This window comes from Pseudomonas mandelii (assembly GCF_002251635.1).
Lineage (GTDB): Bacteria > Pseudomonadota > Gammaproteobacteria > Pseudomonadales > Pseudomonadaceae > Aquipseudomonas > Aquipseudomonas mandelii_B.
This window is the reverse complement of sequence record NZ_NMOJ01000094.1, coordinates 67314-84247: the sequence shown is the minus strand read 5'-3', so window position 1 is coordinate 84247 and position 16934 is coordinate 67314. Positions and strand designations below refer to the sequence as shown.

The window sequence follows — 16934 nt, the reverse complement described above, 5'->3', positions numbered from 1 at the left end:
GATTCGCAGGGTTAGGCAGAAATCAGGATTCGTCTGACACCGACAGGGCTTTCAGCACTTCACCCACCGACCCAAACTCCCGATCCACCCCCGGCAACACCGGCCGCTGCAACACAATCACCGGCACCCCACGCTCCCGCGCCACTTCCAGCTTCGGCTCAGTGGCCGCACTGCCACTGTTCTTGCTGATCAGCACATCAATCCCACGCCGCTCAAACAATGCGCGCTCGTCCTCGATCAGAAACGGCCCACGCGCGCCGATGACTTCGCAGCGTTCGTTACCGGGGTAAACGTCCAGGGCGCGCAAGGTCCAGAATTGCTCCGGCGGGATTTCGTGCAGGTGCTGCAACGGTTCGCGGCCGAGGGTGAACAGCGGTCGGCGGAAGGGTTTCAGGGCTTCGATCAGGTCGGCCCAATCGCTGACGTCCCGCCAGTCATCCCCAGCCTGTGGTTGCCAGGCAGGACGGCGTAACGCCCAGCATGCAATGCCGCTCAGCTGCGCGGCGGTCGTGGCGTTGTGGCTGATTTGTGCGGCGTAGGGATGGGTCGTGTCCAGCAGCAGGTCGATGCCTTCATCGCGAATGAATTGCGCCAGGCCTTCGGCGCCGCCGTAACCGCCGACGCGCACCTGGCAGGTCAGGTCCGTCGGCACGCGACCGACGCCGGCCAGGCTGTAGATGTGTTCCGGTCCCAAGGTGCGGGCGATGGCCAAGGCTTCGGTGACGCCGCCCAGCAGTAAAATACGTTTCATTGAAAAGCGCCCGCATGGCCGACAATCCCGCCCTGGCGATCGATGGCGAACACTTCAACCTGAACCTGCGCCGGCACCACGCTGCGGGCGAAATCCAACGCGTGCTGACACACCGCATCACCGAGTGCGATGCCCGCCGCGCTGGCCATCGCCAGCGCTTGCTGACTGGTATTGGCTTCGCGAATGCCTTGCTGCAACGCCTCGTCGGCGCCAATCGCGGCGGCCCATTCGGCCAGTTGCGGCAGGTCGATGCTGGAATGCCGGCTGTGCAAATCCATGTGCCCGGCCGCCAGTTTGCTGATCTTGCCGAAGCCACCGCACAGGCTGAGTTTATCCACAGGCACTTTGCGCACGTGTTTGAGGACGGCGCCGACGAAGTCGCCCATTTCGATCAAGGCGATTTCCGGCAGGTCGTAGACGCGGCGCATGGTGTCTTCGCTGGCGTTGCCGGTACACGCGGCGATGTGCAGGAAACCGTTGGTTTTGGCGACGTCGATGCCCTGGTGGATCGAGGCAATGTAGGCCGCGCAGGAAAACGGCCGGACGATGCCGCTGGTGCCGAGGATCGACAGCCCACCCAGAATGCCCAGTCGCGGGTTCATGGTTTTCAAGGCCAGCGCCTCGCCGTCCTCGACGTTGACCGTGACCTCGAAGCCGCCGGCGTACCCGAGTTCTTCGGCCAACAACGTCAGGTGCTCGGTGATCATTTTGCGCGGCACCGGGTTGATCGCCGGCTCGCCGACGCCCAGCACCAGCCCCGGCCGGGTGACCGTGCCGACGCCACGTCCGGCGCTGAAACGGATACCCGGCTCGCCGCTCAGTCGCACCTGGGAATACAGCAACGCGCCATGGGTCACGTCGGGGTCATCCCCAGCATCCTTGATTGTCCCGGCTTCGGCGCCATCGTCGATCAGTCGGCAGAACTCCAGGCGCATCTGTACCTGCTTGCCCTTGGGCAGCACGATCTCCACGGCATCAGCGCTCATCCCGCCCAATAACAAACGGGCCGCTGCCAGGCTGGTCGCGGTGGCGCAGCTGCCGGTGGTCAGGCCGCTGCGCAGCGGGGCGGGTTGTTCGGCGGTTTCGTCACGCATCGAGGGGCTTCGTCACGTCCAGCAAGGTAATAGGCAGCGCCTGACGCCAGGTGTCGAACTCCCCCAGCGGCTGGGCCTGGGCAACGTGAATGCGGGTCAGCTCACCGCCATGGCGTTCGCGCCAGGCCATCAGGGTCATTTCGCTTTGCAGGGTCACGGCATTGGCGACCAGACGCCCGCCGGGGCGCAGGTGTTGCCAGCAGGTGTCGAGCACGCCGTCGCGGGTGACGCCGCCGCCGATGAAGATCGCATCCGGGGGTTCAAGACCGGCCAGGGCCTGCGGCGCACTGCCGCGAATCAGTTGCAAACCGGGTACGCCGAGGGCGTCGCGGTTGTGTTCGATCAGGCCTTGGCGGCCTTCGTCGGCTTCGATGGCCAGCGCACGGCAACTGGGGTGCGCGCGCATCCATTCGATGCCGATCGAGCCGCTGCCGGCGCCGACATCCCACAGCAGTTCGCCGGGCACTGGGGCGAGGCGCGCAAGGGTGATCGCGCGGACGTCGCGTTTGGTCAGTTGACCGTCGTGCTGGAAGGCCGAGTCTGGCAGGCCGGCCAGTCGCGAGAGCCTCGGGGTGTCCGGCGCGGCGATGCACTCGATGGCGATCAGGTTCAGATTGGCGAAAGCTGGAGCGTTCCAGTCATTGGCCACCCCATCGATGCGCCGTTCGTCTGCGCCGCCCAAATGTTCCAGCACCGTGAGACGGCTTGGACCGAAACCGCGTTCACGCAGCAGTGCGGCAATGGCGGCCGGGCTTTGGCCATCGTTGCTCAGCACCAACAAACGCACGCCGCTGAACAACTGCGCGTTCAGTGCGGCGAGGGGCCGGGCCACCACCGAAAGCGTCACTACCTCCTGCAATGGCCAGCCCATTCGCGCCGCCGCGAGCGAGCAGGAGGAGGGCGCGGGCAGGATCCGCATTTCAGCGTCAGGCACTTGCCGGGCCAGGCTGGCGCCTACGCCGAAGAACATCGGATCACCGCTGGCCAGCACGCAGACCGGTTCGCCACGCAGCGCCAGCACGGGCTCAAGGGAAAACGGACTGGGCCACAACTGCCGCTCGCCACGGATGCAGGCCGGCAGCAAATCCAGTTGTCGCTGACCGCCTATGATCCGCGAAGCGCGCAACAAGGCATGCCGGGCATTTCTGCCCAGCCCCTTGAAGCCGTCTTCACCGATGCCTACTACCGTCAGCCAGGGCGACATATGAATTCCTTGAACGACATCCGACGGGCAGGCTTTTCATGCCGCCGGACAAAGCAGGCATAATACCGCGCCTTTACCCGTCAACCGGTAGCCCCGTGAACCCACTTATGTGGTTGAAAACTTGTTGGGTGTTGGGTTGGTTTTGTTATTTTTGTTTTTGGGTCAAGTTTAAAGTTTGCTGTAAGGCATGCTTGATTTGTTTTCGAGTAACTACTTTTTAAGTTGGATGGATAGTCGCCTTTATGGCGTTAATGGATATGGATATGACTGTGATAACGGATGATATGAAACATAATGCAGCCCTGGTGGGGGATATCTTGCTGACCGGTGTTCAAGGACAGTCGCGCGAGGATTATCGTTTCGCATTGAATTGTACTTATCTGGCACAGCGGCAAGCGGACAATACTTACAACAGCGCAATCCGGCCCGGACGCTGGATCGATTATTACGCCGATGTACTGTGGTCGCATGGCTGGAATCGTGATCATCCGCCGATTGAGCATGTTCAAACGCAGTTTTATGGAAGTGTGCGGCAGGTCTGGTCGAAGCTGGCTTCTCCTATTCTCAGCCGGGACCAGGTGGAAGGGGTGAATCTGGGACTTGCTGCACTGGAAAAAGACGTTGAACTGTTAAAGAAGGTCAAGGGGGTAAGTGGAAAGGCCTTCGACTTTAAGATAATGCCGATTAGCTACAACGCAAATGGGGATATGGAGTTAGTGGTCAGTAATATCAGGTTCATCAAGTCAAGCATGAATACCGAATACCTTTTTTGGGATATATCGCAAGTCATGAATCAGCTGGATGTCCTGGCTCGAAAGGTAGTGATCTCACGGCGGGAGATGGACGCCGTTCGACAAAGCGTGGAAGACGCCACTCGAGCCCTGGCACTCAAGTTCAGCGAGTACGAGCTTTAATCCACACAAGTCGAAGCGTTCTTTTTTGCTGATGGATACTTCGGCAGCGTTTCCGACCGGCAGACTTTTCATGCGCTCGGGCAAAGCAGGCATAATGGCAGCCCTTCGCCCTTCACGTGCATCCAGTCAGCCGGTCACTCATTGAACGAACACCCGAAGTCCTCAGCCTTACGCCCCTCGGCCTGCCCGGGGTTGCTGCGTATTGTCCAGGCACTGGATGGCGGCATCTGCCGGATCAAGTTGACTGGCGGCTCGATCAGCGCGGCTCAGGCCGAAGCGGTGGCGGATGCGGCCGAGCATTTCGCCGGCGGGGTGATCGAGGCAACCAACCGCGCCAACCTGCAGATTCGCGGGATCGGCAGTGAGCACGCCGCTTTGATCGACAGCCTGATGGCGGCCGGACTCGGCCCGACCAGCGCGGCGGGCGATGACGTGCGCAATCTGATGCTTAGCCCCGGCGCCGGCATTGATCGGCAGATGCTGATCGATACGCGCCCGCTGGCCGAACAGATCCTCGCCACGCTGCAAAGCGATGAACGCTTTCACGACCTCAGCGCCAAGTTTGCGGTGCAACTGGATGGCGGCGAAGGGCTGGCAATGCTTGAACACCCTCATGATCTTTGGTTGTCCGCTGCTGAGCGACACGGTGAGCGAGTGTTTGTCTTCGGCCTGGCGGGTTGCCTTGTCGACCTGCCCGCAGGCGCGGTGTCGCTGGAACAGGGCCATGCGCTGGTGGTCGCGGTGCTGGAATTGTTTCTGGAACTCGCGCGGCCCGACCAGACCCGCATGCGGCACCTGCTTGCCGAATGTTCGCTAGAAAGGTTTCTCGCGCGTCTCGCCGAGCGTGTGCCGTTGATGCCCATCGAGGGGTGGCAGCGCGAGGCAACGCCAAGTGCCCTGCACATCGGCGCTCATCCTCAGCGTGACAGCGGCCGTGTGTACATCGGCGCAGTGCCGCCGCTGGGCCGCCTGAACCCGGCGATGCTCAGAGGCGCCGCACAACTGGCCCGCGAACAGGGCAACGGCACGCTGCGTTTCACGCCTTGGCAAAGCCTCTTGGTGCCCGGGGTCCATGATAACCAGGCGCCTCACGTTATCCACAGCCTTGAACACCTCGGCCTGCGCTGCTCAGCCGACGATGCCCTGGCGCATCTCATCGCCTGTACTGGCTCGACCGGCTGCAGTAAAGGCCTGGCTGACACCAAGGGCGATGCCCGACAACTGGCGGCGCTGTTGCAACGTCACGGCCAGACGCTGAACGTGCACCTGTCCGGCTGCCCGCGTTCCTGCGCGGCGGCGCACATCGCGCCGGGCACGTTGCTGGCGGTTTCTTCCGGTCATTACGACCTCTATTTTCGCGATGCAGCGCAGCCGGGTTTCGGCGCGCTGCACGCTCGCAATCTTACTATTGAAGCGGTCGCGACCTTGCTCGACGCCCGCTCACGGAGCCCTTTAGATGCTTGATTACATCCGCGACGGTCAGGAGATCTATCGCAACTCCTTCGCCATTATTCGTGCCGAGGCCAAGTTGGACCGCATCCCGGCCGACCTGGAAAAACTCGCGGTGCGGGTGATTCATGCGTGCGGCATGGTCGACGCCATCGACGGCCTGCAATTTTCGCAAGGCGCGGGCAAGGCCGGGCGTGAGGCGCTCGCCGCCGGTGCACCCATCCTGTGTGATGCGCGAATGGTCTCCGAAGGCGTGACCCGCGCGCGCCTGCCAGCCAACAATGAAGTGATCTGCACCTTGCGCGACGACAGCGTGCCGGACTTGGCGCGGGAATTGGGCAACACCCGTTCCGCCGCCGCGCTGGAGCTGTGGCGCCCGCACCTGGAAGGCAGCGTGGTGGTGATCGGCAACGCGCCGACCGCCTTGTTCTACCTGCTGGAAATGCTCGATGCCGGCGCGCCGAAACCGGCATTGATCCTGGGTTTCCCGGTGGGGTTTGTCGGCGCCGCCGAATCCAAGGCGATGCTGGCGGCCGACAGCCGTGGCGTACCGTTCGTGATCATGCAAGGCCGGCTGGGCGGTAGCGCCATGGCCGCCGCCGCCGTCAATGCCCTCGCCACGGAGATCGAATGATGCAGCAGCCTGGACGCTTGATTGGCCTGGGCGTGGGCCCCGGCGACCCGGAGCTGATTACCCTCAAGGCCCTGCGCCTGCTACGCGAATCGCCGGTGGTGGCGTACTTCGCGGCCAAGGGTAAAAAGGGCAACGCCTTCGGCATCATCGAAGCGCATTTGCAGGACGCACAAACGCTGCTGCCGCTGGTGTATCCGGTGACCACCGAAGCGCTGCCGGCACCGCTGTCGTATGAGCAAGTGATCAGCGATTTCTACGATGCGGCCGGCGAAGAACTCGCCGCGCATCTGGATGCCGGTCGTGACGTGGCGGTGATCTGTGAAGGCGACCCGTTCTTCTACGGTTCCTACATGTACCTGCACGACCGTCTGGCCGAGCGTTATGACGCGCAAGTTATCCCTGGCGTGTGCTCCATGCTCGGCGGCGCCTCGGTGCTCGGCGCACCGTTGGTGTATCGCAATCAGAGTCTGTCGGTGCTCTCCGGTGTGTTGCCCGCTGACGACCTCAAGCGGCGCCTGGCGGATGCCGATGCGGCGGTGATCATGAAGCTGGGCCGCAACTTCCCCAAGGTGCGCCAGGTGCTGGAAGAACTGGGGCTGGCAGAGCGGGCGTTGTACGTCGAGCGCGCGACCATGGCCAATCAGAAGATCGTGCCGCTGGATCAGGTCGAGCCGATGTCCTCGCCGTACTTCTCGTTGATCATCGTTCCCGGCGAACGGTGGCAAGGCTGATGGCCCGTCCAGTTCCGGCGATTGTCATTCTTGGCAATGGCAGCCTCGCGACCGCACGCAAGATCCAGCAGGTCTACCCCGGCGCCTTGATNCATGGCCTGGCCGGACGGGTTGAAGGTGCGGACCNTGTCTATCACGAGTTCGGCGCGACCGTGCGCGAGTTCTATCAGCAGGACACGCCGATCATTGCCTTGTGCGCGGCCGGGATTGTGATCCGCACCTTGGCGCCGTTGCTGCTTGAGAAGGGCGCCGAGCCGCCCGTGCTGGCCGTCGCTGAAGATGGCAGTGCCGTGGTGCCGTTGCTCGGTGGCCTGGGCGGTGTGAACGTCATGGCCCGGGAGATTGCTGACGGTCTCGAAGTGGCGGCGGCGATCACCACCAGCGGTGAACTGCGCTTTGGCACTTGTCTGCTCAATCCACCCAGCGGCTACGCCCTCGGCGATCTGGAACTGGGCAAACGTTTTGTCTCGGATCTGCTCGCTGGCCAAAGTGTGCGCATCGAAGGCACCGCGCCGTGGCTGGCGCAAGCGCAGCTGCCGGAAGATCCACAGGCGCCGTTGTCGATTCATGTCGGCAGTGCCGAGCGCACGCCGGCGGCCAATGAATTGCTGATCTACCCGCGCAGCGTGCTGGTGGCAGTGAGCGCCGAGGTGGTGAATCTGCCGAACGCGATTCGCGCGGCGCTGCATCAGGCAAACATCGCCGTGCAATCGCTGGCGTGCTTGCTGGCCAGCGATCTGCACATGGCCAATCCGGCATTGCGTGAAGCGGCGCTTGAGCTGGGCGTGCCGCTGCGGTTTGCCTCGGTCAGCGGCGGCGTCAGCGAGCTGGCCCGCCACACCGTGCCGAACGCTACCGTCGTGGCGGCGGATACCGGCATCGCGATCGCGGTGGCCAGTCAGCCACTGGAGCTTGCGCAGATCGGGCGTGCACGCGGTCGTCTGGCCGTGATCGGCCTGGGCCCTGGCGCTGCCGAACTGATGGTGCCAGCGGTGAAGACCGAACTGGCGCGCTGCACCGATGTGCTGGGCTACGAAACCTACGTGCGCATGGCCGGGCCGTTCCGCAATGACCAGGTGCAGCATTGCACCGATAACCGCGAAGAAATGCAGCGCGCGCGTCATGCCTTTGAGCTGGCCGCGCAAGGGCGGTCGGTGGTGGTGGTTTCGTCGGGGGATCCGGGCGTATTCGCCATGGCGGCCGCCGTGCTCGAAGCGCTGCACGAGTCGAGTGAGCCGGGCTGGCACAACGTCGATCTGGAGATTCTTCCAGGCGTCTCCGCGTCGCTGGCCACCGCCGCTCAAGCGGGTGCGCCGCTGGGGCATGACTTCTGCGTGATGTCGCTGTCGGACAACCTCAAGCCTTGGTCGATCATCGAAAAGCGCTTGGACCTTGCATCTCAGGCCGACCTGGCGCTGGCGTTCTACAACCCGATTTCGCGGTCGCGTCCTTGGCAACTGGGTCGGGCACTGGAGATTGTCGCGCAGCACCGCACCGCTGAAACGCCGGTGGTGTTGGGGCGAGACATCGGCCGTCCGGGCCAGACATTGCGTGTCACCACGCTGGGTGATCTGACCCCGGATCAGGTCGACATGCGCACCATGGTGCTGGTCGGCTCTTCCACCACCTGCGTGTTCCCGCGTGCCGAGGGAGGCCAGTGGGTGTATACGCCTCGGTGGTACGGCGACAAGCCCTCTTCGTGAGTGTCGGCGGCCTCGTTCTGAGGCCGCTTTTATAATGTTCTGCCGTGAATGAACAGGACGTAAATGCGGCAGGCCGTTCGATGTTTTGATGTAAGTCGATGTTTTACTCAAGTGTAAGGTAACTGCCGAATTTATTGATCAGACAATTCAATATCCGCGTTTCATGTTCTGATACAACCGACGCAGGCCGTTTGATTCGCGGCTGTGCGCAGTGTGTTAGTAACCGTTTCCGATAAAGATAAAAGTTACACTTGTTTGTCCGGTTTAAGTGTAATTAATTAATTGCGCTGTTGTTGGATTGAGGTTGTTATTTTTATCGCATAGTATTTTTTGGGTGGGCAGCTTGGACAGTGTTTTTTGCCTGCTGTTTCTGTGGTTGGCGTATTAGCAATGCCAGTGCTTTCGGCGCTGGTTTTAAATATCAGTTCAGGTTCGCAAACATCGACGGATGGCGTGTGCGCGACGCTGTGGGCTACGTGTATTTCAAGTTTGTTATAAGGGCATGGATGTGATGAATCAATATCAGGGATCAAACACGGCGGGTAAGTCGTTTCTTCAGTATTTCAGACTCGATGATATTCAAGCACTCTCGAACGAGTTTCGCGCCGCGCCGGAGTATGAAGCGCTGGTTGGCTATTACTCAGCGTGCGCAAAAGATCAGCCATGGGCTGACCAGATGGCGCCATTGTTATTGCTCAAAGAGACGCTCGACTCACTGATTGGCCAGCACGCCGGACCGATTTCCGCCGCGTTGGCCGACCTCTCTGCGCGGCTTGAAAACTATACAAACCGGCTGGTCCAGACCGTGCGAATGTTGAATCCGGTTGCGCCCGAAGTGCCGAAAATAATGCACTTCGTTTGGGTCGGCGGGAGCGCGGTTGGCGCTATTCAGCGAGACTACATCAATATATGGAAGGCGGTCATGGTCAAGGAAGGCCATACGTTCAACCTCTGGTACGACAGTGATGCAGTACTGGCCTTCGAGATGAATCGAGTGATCCTGGAAAGTGCCAGGGCGCATGCCATGGAGTCAGGGGGAGCCACTATCGCCACGCCTGTGGAGCTGGCCCGGATGATCGAACATCGAGCCCGGGTGCTGAAAATGCAAATGTCGGCTCACCTCAGGCAGGAGCGCTGGGCCGGAAAGGCGGATGAAGCGCGTATTGATCTGATGGTTCGCGCCTATGGCAAGGACGAAGCCACCCTCATTGCGTTCAGACAAAAATGCCTGGACAGCCACTTGGCCATGGTTGATCAACATCTGCGGTTACGCGACGTGCGTGAGGTCTTCAAAGAACACTTGTTATGGGATGTCTATGAGCGCGAAGTGGCAGGGCGAGGCAACTTTGCTGCGGCCAGCGATGTGGTTCGCCTGCAGGTCGAAGCACTGGAGGGCGGTCGCTACAGTGATGTGGATTACTTGCCGCAACTGAAAAACGTATTGGGCGGAGTCGATATTACGGCGTTCGATGAAAGTGCGCGAATTGGCGTATTACAACTCCTGCTCAATAACAACGAATCGCTGATGCCAGGGCGCGACCCCAGTCGATACCCTGACCGCACAATGAGTATTCCTGAACAGCACAGGACAGCATTAAACGAGTTTGCACTGCAGCGTCCGGGGCCCTCCGACATATTTTCTGCGCCGGGCAATAGTCAAACGCCCACGGACGGTATTCGCATGGCCATCCAGATCAACAGTGAAATGAACTCTCATATCGTTGCGCATGCCGGCGCTGGCTCGACCCAGGCGATTATCGAGTTGATCAGGTTCAACTACGACTTCCTGTCAGAGTTTGAGTCTCGATTGAACGCGACGGCTGTGGACTGGAGCGACAGTGCAGCCGTACAAGATATTCTCGTGGCGATGGTGAATGAAAAGATTGCCGAGGTGCCTGGACTGTCGAAAACGCGCCGAGGGTATTTAGGCAAGCTGGTTAGCGCCATTGGCGCTTACTACAGTGACGGTATTCGTTATGAATCCCGTGGGACCATTGATTTGACCGGGCCTGGAGCGGCGATTACAGGGCTTGAGGAGTATGTGGAAAAGCATCTCCTGATTGATGGGAAAAACGAAATACGAGACCGATTGAAATTGTCGGATGGCTACAACGTGGCCACCGAAGAAGAGAAGGTTTCTGGCTGGACGATCAACGCTACACCGCAAGAATGGCTGCAAAAAGAACAAGCAAACTGGGCCGACGGCAAATTACAAACACGCTATCAGGGGACTTTTTCCGAGCTGTTGAAAGGGCGCACCATCAGCTTCGAAAAAGGCTGGCCGATCATGGAAGGGCGCCCGGTTTTGTTGACCGCCATCCTGCAGCGCTGGATGGATGAGTTGGGGGAGCCCTTCATCCGTGCGATGAACGAAAAGCTCAGCGGTGAGTTGAATTTCGCTAAACCTTTTTCCCTGGACTTTGATGACCGGCAAAGGATTCTGAACCAGCCTGTAGCCGAGCTACCGGTTTCCCATGGTTTCTATCCGATTGGCAATCTGAATGAAATGATCGTTCGCATCGGTCATGGGACTCTGCCGCTCGATCAGTTGAGTCCGGTACATCGGGTGGTGCTCGGTGGCCTTTTCGGCGCATCGACGCTGGACGAAACCGGTTTCGCCGACGCCTGGCAGCAGCTCGGCGCGCTCGCGGAAAGTACGGCCGACCGGGGTATATCCGAGCGGTACATGTCTATCGAGCAGGTGTTGCTTTCGCTCAAAAGTCCCGAGTTCGAAACGGCGTTTGCCGCCGTCAAAACGCCAGTTGACCCCTCCACGGAGAGCGCTCAGGTACTCAAGATTCTTTCATTCGAGAATTCGTTGACGCTTCGTCAATGGGGCGAGAGCGTGGCTCGCATCAGGCACCAGACGGACTACGAGCTACGCCGATACATTCTCCAGCGCAGTGCCTCGGTGCGTAAAACGCTCCTGGAGGCGGGCGCGTCAATGGCCAAGTTAATGCCTCAGGGGTTGCTGGTCAGGGGCGATGGCGACCCCGGAAGACGCTGTTATCCACTGGCGCTGCTGATGGCGGCGGCGACTCATCAGGGCCGCGATGCGGTACAGGCACTCAGCGGCAGACTGGCCAATGCGCATTTCTCGCCCGGTGAAAGTGATACCCATGCATTTCTTCAGGCGCTCGACGAATTGCGCGCCATACCCCAGGCTGATTTTGGCGACAAGCTCGGCCCGTTGAGTTTCGATGGCATCTTTGAGGTGTTGGCGGCTAAACCTGCACCTTGCACGTTGATGCTCAATACCGAAAACCATTCAATGATGGTGGCCAGGACCGGGACGGCCGAACACAGTAGCTGGTCTTTCTACGACCCCAATTTCGGTGTCTTTGGTTTCGATCGGATAGACCACCTCAAGCTTGGGATGAAGGCCCTGTTCAACACGTCCGACCTGGCCAGGCAGTATGCGATCGAGTCGACGGATCGCTCGCCCTTCAATGTGATCGAGCTGGACGGCGCTCGCCTCGCCAGCAAGCACTTACCCTCGGAACTGCCAGTGTCGAAGCTGTTGGGCAATGAATCCTTGAGCTCAGGAAAAAGCATCGCACCCTGGTCCCATCACGCCCAATTACGCTCACGCGCGCTGTCTGAAAATGCGCGATTGGGACGGGGTCTTTCCGAACGGGATGCCAGCGTCTGGGCGAGCAAAATCGATCAGGTGACAAACCGGGTGAGATCGGCGAACGGACTCGGGAGCGAGTACGTCCCCGTGTTCGCAACCCTGCAGGCTCAACCGGATGACGGTTACGCACTGTCGTTCATGGACATCAAAACGCAACAGATCCGCGTGGTGAAAACCAACGAACCGTTTCTCGGGCGAATCAAGTCGTTCCTGGACACGAGTATCGAGTACCTGGCCGGCAGCAACGATGGACATAAACCTGTTGATCCAACGGATGTTTCCGAGGGGAGCCGGCTGAGTTTTGCGTTTGGTTTCCAGGCGTTGATCACCGAACTTCGAAACCGCGATCAACTGGCGCAGCCTGGAACAGAATCGAACCTGGCCGTCGCCGTTCGCCTTCATGGCTACCTGGGCCATGCACAGTTAGTCCACGGTATCGGCCTCGACACGCTGCAAATGGCGAACCTGGTTCGACAGCTGGTGAACGCCGAGCGAGCGATAGCGGTCAGGACCGCTTCGGCGGGCGGGCGACTCCTGGCGCGAATCGCTGGCCCGGGGTTGGGGCAGGTATTGGGCGTGGTCAATATCGGTTTTGATATTTACGAGTTCTACAACGCCGAAAACCACGAGCAGCAAGCGCGTTTCGGCACTCAACTGCTGTTCGATGTCAGTGCGCTTGTGCTCGACGGCGTTGCGCTGGTAGTCGGCGGGACGGCGGGTGCGGTCGCAGGTTTTCTGTCGGTACCATTGCTTGGCATCGGAATCGGCGTCACGGCGATTGCCGGCAATCTCGGGCAAATCATGGACAAGGCAGAGAAAGTTGCCGAATTGTTTACCCGGTTCAAAACGGCGTACAGCCCGCAGGCTTTCTCGGTCAAGCAAGGGGTCGTATCGATCATGCCCGAGTCGGTGGTGGACACGCTTGATCTTCGCGAAGGGGTCATCGTGTTCGGCAGCCAGGGGCTCTTTCGCTCGCTGGGTGGCTCGGGGCTCCCACGGCCCGATGGGAACAAACAGAACGCTATTGTCGTTCGAGAAAGCATGGGGCTGCCAAAACAGGTCGCGATTCCTGGCCCGCGTGTTCATGGTCGATTTAACGCTGTGCCGGCAGAATCGGCCTTGCTGCTTCCGGGTACTCCAAAGTGTTATTACGGTTACGAGTATCAACTGGGTTCCGATCCGCAGGTCTTTGAGTGGAGCAACCTGCTCCTGAACGTTGTCGGCGGCTCGAGCGTCCTGCCTCGTAAGATGTATCCGCAATATGACGTGTTGCGTGAACTTGAAGCCAGGGAAGAAGGTTTTTTCTTTACCCACGCCAGACCTTTCCCGCACATCCTGTACAAACTCAACCCTGTCTATGAGCCCACGACCATTACCGTGCGCGTTGGAAATGAAACCCGGGCGCTGTACGTTCCTGAATTACCGCGAGAGATGCGGGGCAGGGTTTCTTACCGCATCGACACGCTGAGGGGGGCTTACTCCCTCGCACTTAAACCAGGACTCGTGTCGGTCCATCTCAGCGCACTTCCCGGTGACGGAAGCGTGAGCTGGGTGTTGATCGCCGACTGGATCACGCCACAACACATCAGTGTCGGCGCGGCGGGGTTGAACATCGACGGTATCGAGCTGAGCATCGAGGCCGACATCGACGTATATGTTCGAACAAAGAACCTCGAAACCTACCGTGTTGACCGCGAACATCGGCAACTGTACCTGGCGTCACTTCAAGCGGCCGACGGACATTACTCGCAGGCGGAGCTTGACCGTTTGAAGGTGCTTCACCGGCAGCAGCGCATGGGCAATGCCTTAATTCCTGCGGGCAAGTTTCTGCTGCCTTTTGGCAATCCAGAAAAGCCGCAATACACCGCCGGTTGGTACGAAGTGGCAAAGGAACGGTTCGTTTATGGCCGTCAATTCCTGGGTCCGGTCAGCGAGAAACTTCAACTGGCGGCAGTGCAAGACGATCACGCTTACTTCTATCACCCGGATCAACCCCTGATATGGCGCGTCAATGCCGTCACGGGTTTGACCACCTGGCGCTACAGCGTTTTCAATCGTGGAAGTGAAGAGGCGCAGATCATTGGCTGCCTTGACCGGGGCGCTGGCGTTGTTCAAGTCACTCAGCGGGTACGCCTGAACAAGACCCAGCGTTACGTGGTGATTTATCTGATTCACGGCGAGGAAATCTCGTTGGTTTCGGTATCGAGCGAACCACCTGACTATTTCGATACCTTGAAGGACGTCATTGCCCTGTTACAGCAGGTTGATATTGCGGTTGTTGCTGAAGGCACCTACGCCGAACGGCAAACGTCCTGGAGACCTGCGTCCTTTGTGACGGTAACGTCCGGCGACCTCGACAAGCCGTCGCTGTCGAGATGGATCAACGGGCAGAGCCACCAGCTCCTGACCCCGCACTTGCCCGTCAGCGAAACCGCCTCGGCGCTGCCCCAGATAAGCTTGCTGCCACCGAATGATCCTGATGCTGCAGCGTTCCTGTTTCACGACGCAAACAGTCAAAACCTCTATCACCAACCCTTTACCGGCGATGAGGCACAACGGGTGCCATTGCCAGGCAGCGTCAAGCTCATGGTCAGCGACGGCGGGTACCTGGTCGTCAATGAGTCCGGGCTGATGTTTGACGTTCGTCAGGACGCGAGCTTTTTCCTTAGCGGCGTGACGGGGGATTGGCTGGATGCCCATCCATTGTGGATGAGCGATCTGGAGGCCCTTGGCAAGGAGCATGCGGTTTCGCTGATTTCGCTTTCCGGATTATCGGACGTCACCGGCCAGGTGCCTGTCTACGCGCGCTACCTGAACAACAAGCTGTTGGTAACCGACCTGATGGCTGAAAAAGGTTGCCGTCTGTTGTCCGTCACTCGTGATGGCAAGCACGCCTGGTTACTTGGCCTGAGCAGCGGCCACCTTTATCGTCAGGCGTTTATCGAGCCTGAGCAGCTGAGCCGCGCGTTCGGCAGTGGCAGGCGGCTGATCAATGCCGACGCGCTGCCACGACCAGAAAAGGTCTGGGGAACCTGGGCATTTTCTGAAGTGCTGCCTTACGGCACCGGTTTGCGGGGCCGCACTCGGGACGGGGTCAATTTCGAACTGATTGAAGGTGAGCCGGCCCGCATCATCAGTGTCGAGAACGCCTGGTCTTATCGTTACAGGGAGTCGCCTGAAGCGCTGACAAAACGCCTGAACGATTTAGTGTCCGGTCAGGCTCATGCGCCTTTTTTGCCGATTGGCCACTCGACCAACCGTTACGCTTATTACGTACCCGAACTCAATCGTGTCTTTGAGGTTAACGGCAGAGCGGATGGGCAGTGGGCAAACTTCCTCGGGACGAAACAAGGGAGTGTTCCGCTGTTGTTTGATCCGGTGGACGGCGTGATCTTCAACCGCAATACAAAAGAGGTTGTGTGGGTGGCGGCGAACAAGGCCAGTCGAGAGGGGGATGTCATGACGCTGGAGATCGCGGGAGAGGTAAAAGACCTGCTGGCTCTGGTGCCCGACGGTGTCAGTTCATTGATTCTGGGAGGCGCTGAAACGGGGTCGATTTACCACGTGTCGGAGACCGCCTGGCAGCACCTCGATTGCATCGTGGTCGATTGCACTGACTGGCCGGACATTGACGCCATACCCTCGCGGCTGATTCTGGCGACCGGAGCGCAGGATGACTGGCGTGTCGATCGGGCAGACAACCATCTGCTGCTCACCGACCCCGACAACGGCAGCAGCCTGGTTTTTCGTTCGGCACAATCTGAGGAGTGGGCATTGGCCCAGTCGCTGAACCTGAGTGTGCAAGTTCTTGGCAATACCCTTGACGGTGTTTCTTTCGCTCAATGGCTATCGGTCACAGGCGGTTTCGCACATCGTGACCGAGTTGTTGAGGCGAAAGGGCGTTTCCGGCAGCGCAACATTAGCGGAGTTGATGTCGGATTCTCAGGTCGCAGAATTGGCAATTCGGGACGTTGCGCTCCCCGGCTGATCAGGGCACCAGGTAACCTTTCACGCCCGTGAAGATAATCTGTGCCGCCAGCGCGCACACGAACAACCCCATCAACCGGCTGACAATCTGCAAGCCCTGGTCGCCGAGAATGCGTTCGATGCGGTTGGACAAATAAAGGACCACGCCGACCGTAAAGCTGGCCAGGGCAATGCTGAGAATGGCCGTGAGTTTGTCGTCCCAATGCGGCTGGCTGACGCCCATCACCAGCAGCGCACCGATGGTGCCGGGGCCAACGGTGAGGGGGATGGTCAGCGGCACGATGGTCACGTCCTGCTGCACATTGTCGGTCTGCACCGCTGATTTGCCCTGGGCCATGCCCAGAGCCGAGATAAACAGCACGCTGCCGGCACCGATGCGAAAGGCGTCCACGGTGATGCCGAACACACTGAAAATCACCCGTCCGAACAAGTACAGCAAGACGCTGGACACCAGTGTGGCGGTGGCCACTTTCCAGGCCAGCCGACGCTGTTCCTTGCGTGAATAACCGCGGGTCAGGCTGATGAAGCAGGACAGCACAAAGAACGGGCTGTAGAGCACCAGCATCTTCAGGTAAACGCTGAATAACACATGGAGCATGGTTTCGGCTCGCATCAGGAGAGAGGATGACGAGGAGTCTATCAGTCAGTTAATTGCTTGTGGGTGTGAGTTGTGACAGGTGCGTCAGTTAATTTTCCTGTTGGGTGTTTTTTATTAGTTGCCTGGGTGTTGTTGTAACTTATATTTAGTGGGTGGATATGATGTTACAGGTTTAAGTTTGTGGTTGTTCGTTTGTTTGGTTATTGTTCTATTGCAAGTTCATGATGAACTTGTT

Annotated in this window: 10 protein-coding genes; 6 read left to right on the top strand and 4 right to left on the bottom strand. The window is 59.5% G+C overall.

The features are described from left to right. Positions 1-22 precede the first annotated feature (22 nt). The 3 genes from B7L09_RS14220 to cbiE are packed head-to-tail and all read right to left on the bottom strand — an operon-like array spanning position 23 to position 3049. A complete protein-coding gene (locus B7L09_RS14220; protein WP_094469334.1) occupies positions 23-751 on the bottom strand; it encodes a cobalt-precorrin-6A reductase in 729 nt (242 codons plus the stop codon). Next, entirely contained in the window at positions 748-1845 is a 1098-nt protein-coding gene (locus B7L09_RS14215) for a cobalt-precorrin-5B (C(1))-methyltransferase (protein WP_094469333.1), read from the bottom strand. Before B7L09_RS14215 ends, B7L09_RS14220 begins: the two co-directional genes overlap by 4 nt. Next, on the bottom strand, positions 1838-3049 hold the full coding sequence (gene cbiE, locus B7L09_RS14210) for a precorrin-6y C5,15-methyltransferase (decarboxylating) subunit CbiE (RefSeq protein ID WP_094469332.1): 1212 nt from the start codon (positions 3047-3049) through the stop codon (positions 1838-1840). Before cbiE ends, B7L09_RS14215 begins: the two co-directional genes overlap by 8 nt. Before the next feature lie 242 nt (positions 3050-3291). Here cbiE and B7L09_RS14205 point away from each other — a divergent pair, with 242 nt between their 5' ends. The 6 genes from B7L09_RS14205 (at position 3292) to B7L09_RS14180 (ending at position 16134) form a co-directional block, all read left to right on the top strand. Further along, positions 3292-3963, top strand: coding sequence for a hypothetical protein (locus tag B7L09_RS14205; RefSeq protein ID WP_094469331.1), 672 nt, complete (start codon positions 3292-3294; stop codon positions 3961-3963). Between the two features lie 141 nt (positions 3964-4104). Further along, entirely contained in the window at positions 4105-5427 is a 1323-nt protein-coding gene (gene cobG, locus B7L09_RS14200) for a precorrin-3B synthase (protein ID WP_094469330.1), read from the top strand. Further along, positions 5420-6046 (top strand): precorrin-8X methylmutase, encoded by a 627-nt coding sequence (locus B7L09_RS14195; protein WP_094469329.1) that lies wholly within the window; start codon positions 5420-5422, stop codon positions 6044-6046. Before cobG ends, B7L09_RS14195 begins: the two co-directional genes overlap by 8 nt. Beyond that, on the top strand, positions 6046-6777 hold the full coding sequence (locus B7L09_RS14190; protein WP_094469339.1) for a precorrin-2 C(20)-methyltransferase: 732 nt from the start codon (positions 6046-6048) through the stop codon (positions 6775-6777). Before B7L09_RS14195 ends, B7L09_RS14190 begins: the two co-directional genes overlap by 1 nt. Next, positions 6777-8480 (top strand): precorrin-3B C(17)-methyltransferase, encoded by a 1704-nt coding sequence (gene cobJ, locus B7L09_RS14185; RefSeq protein WP_094469328.1) that lies wholly within the window; start codon positions 6777-6779, stop codon positions 8478-8480. The genes B7L09_RS14190 and cobJ overlap by 1 nt, the downstream gene beginning before the upstream one ends. A gap of 511 nt (positions 8481-8991) precedes the next feature. Next, complete coding sequence (locus tag B7L09_RS14180; RefSeq protein WP_176457705.1) at positions 8992-16134, top strand: TcdA/TcdB pore-forming domain-containing protein; 7143 nt, start codon at positions 8992-8994, stop codon at positions 16132-16134. On the opposite strand, the gene B7L09_RS14175 is transcribed toward B7L09_RS14180, so the two are convergent. Beyond that, complete coding sequence (locus B7L09_RS14175; protein WP_007937197.1) at positions 16103-16699, bottom strand: MarC family protein; 597 nt, start codon at positions 16697-16699, stop codon at positions 16103-16105. The two genes, B7L09_RS14180 and B7L09_RS14175, sit on opposite strands and share 32 nt — an antisense overlap. Positions 16700-16934 lie beyond the last annotated feature (235 nt).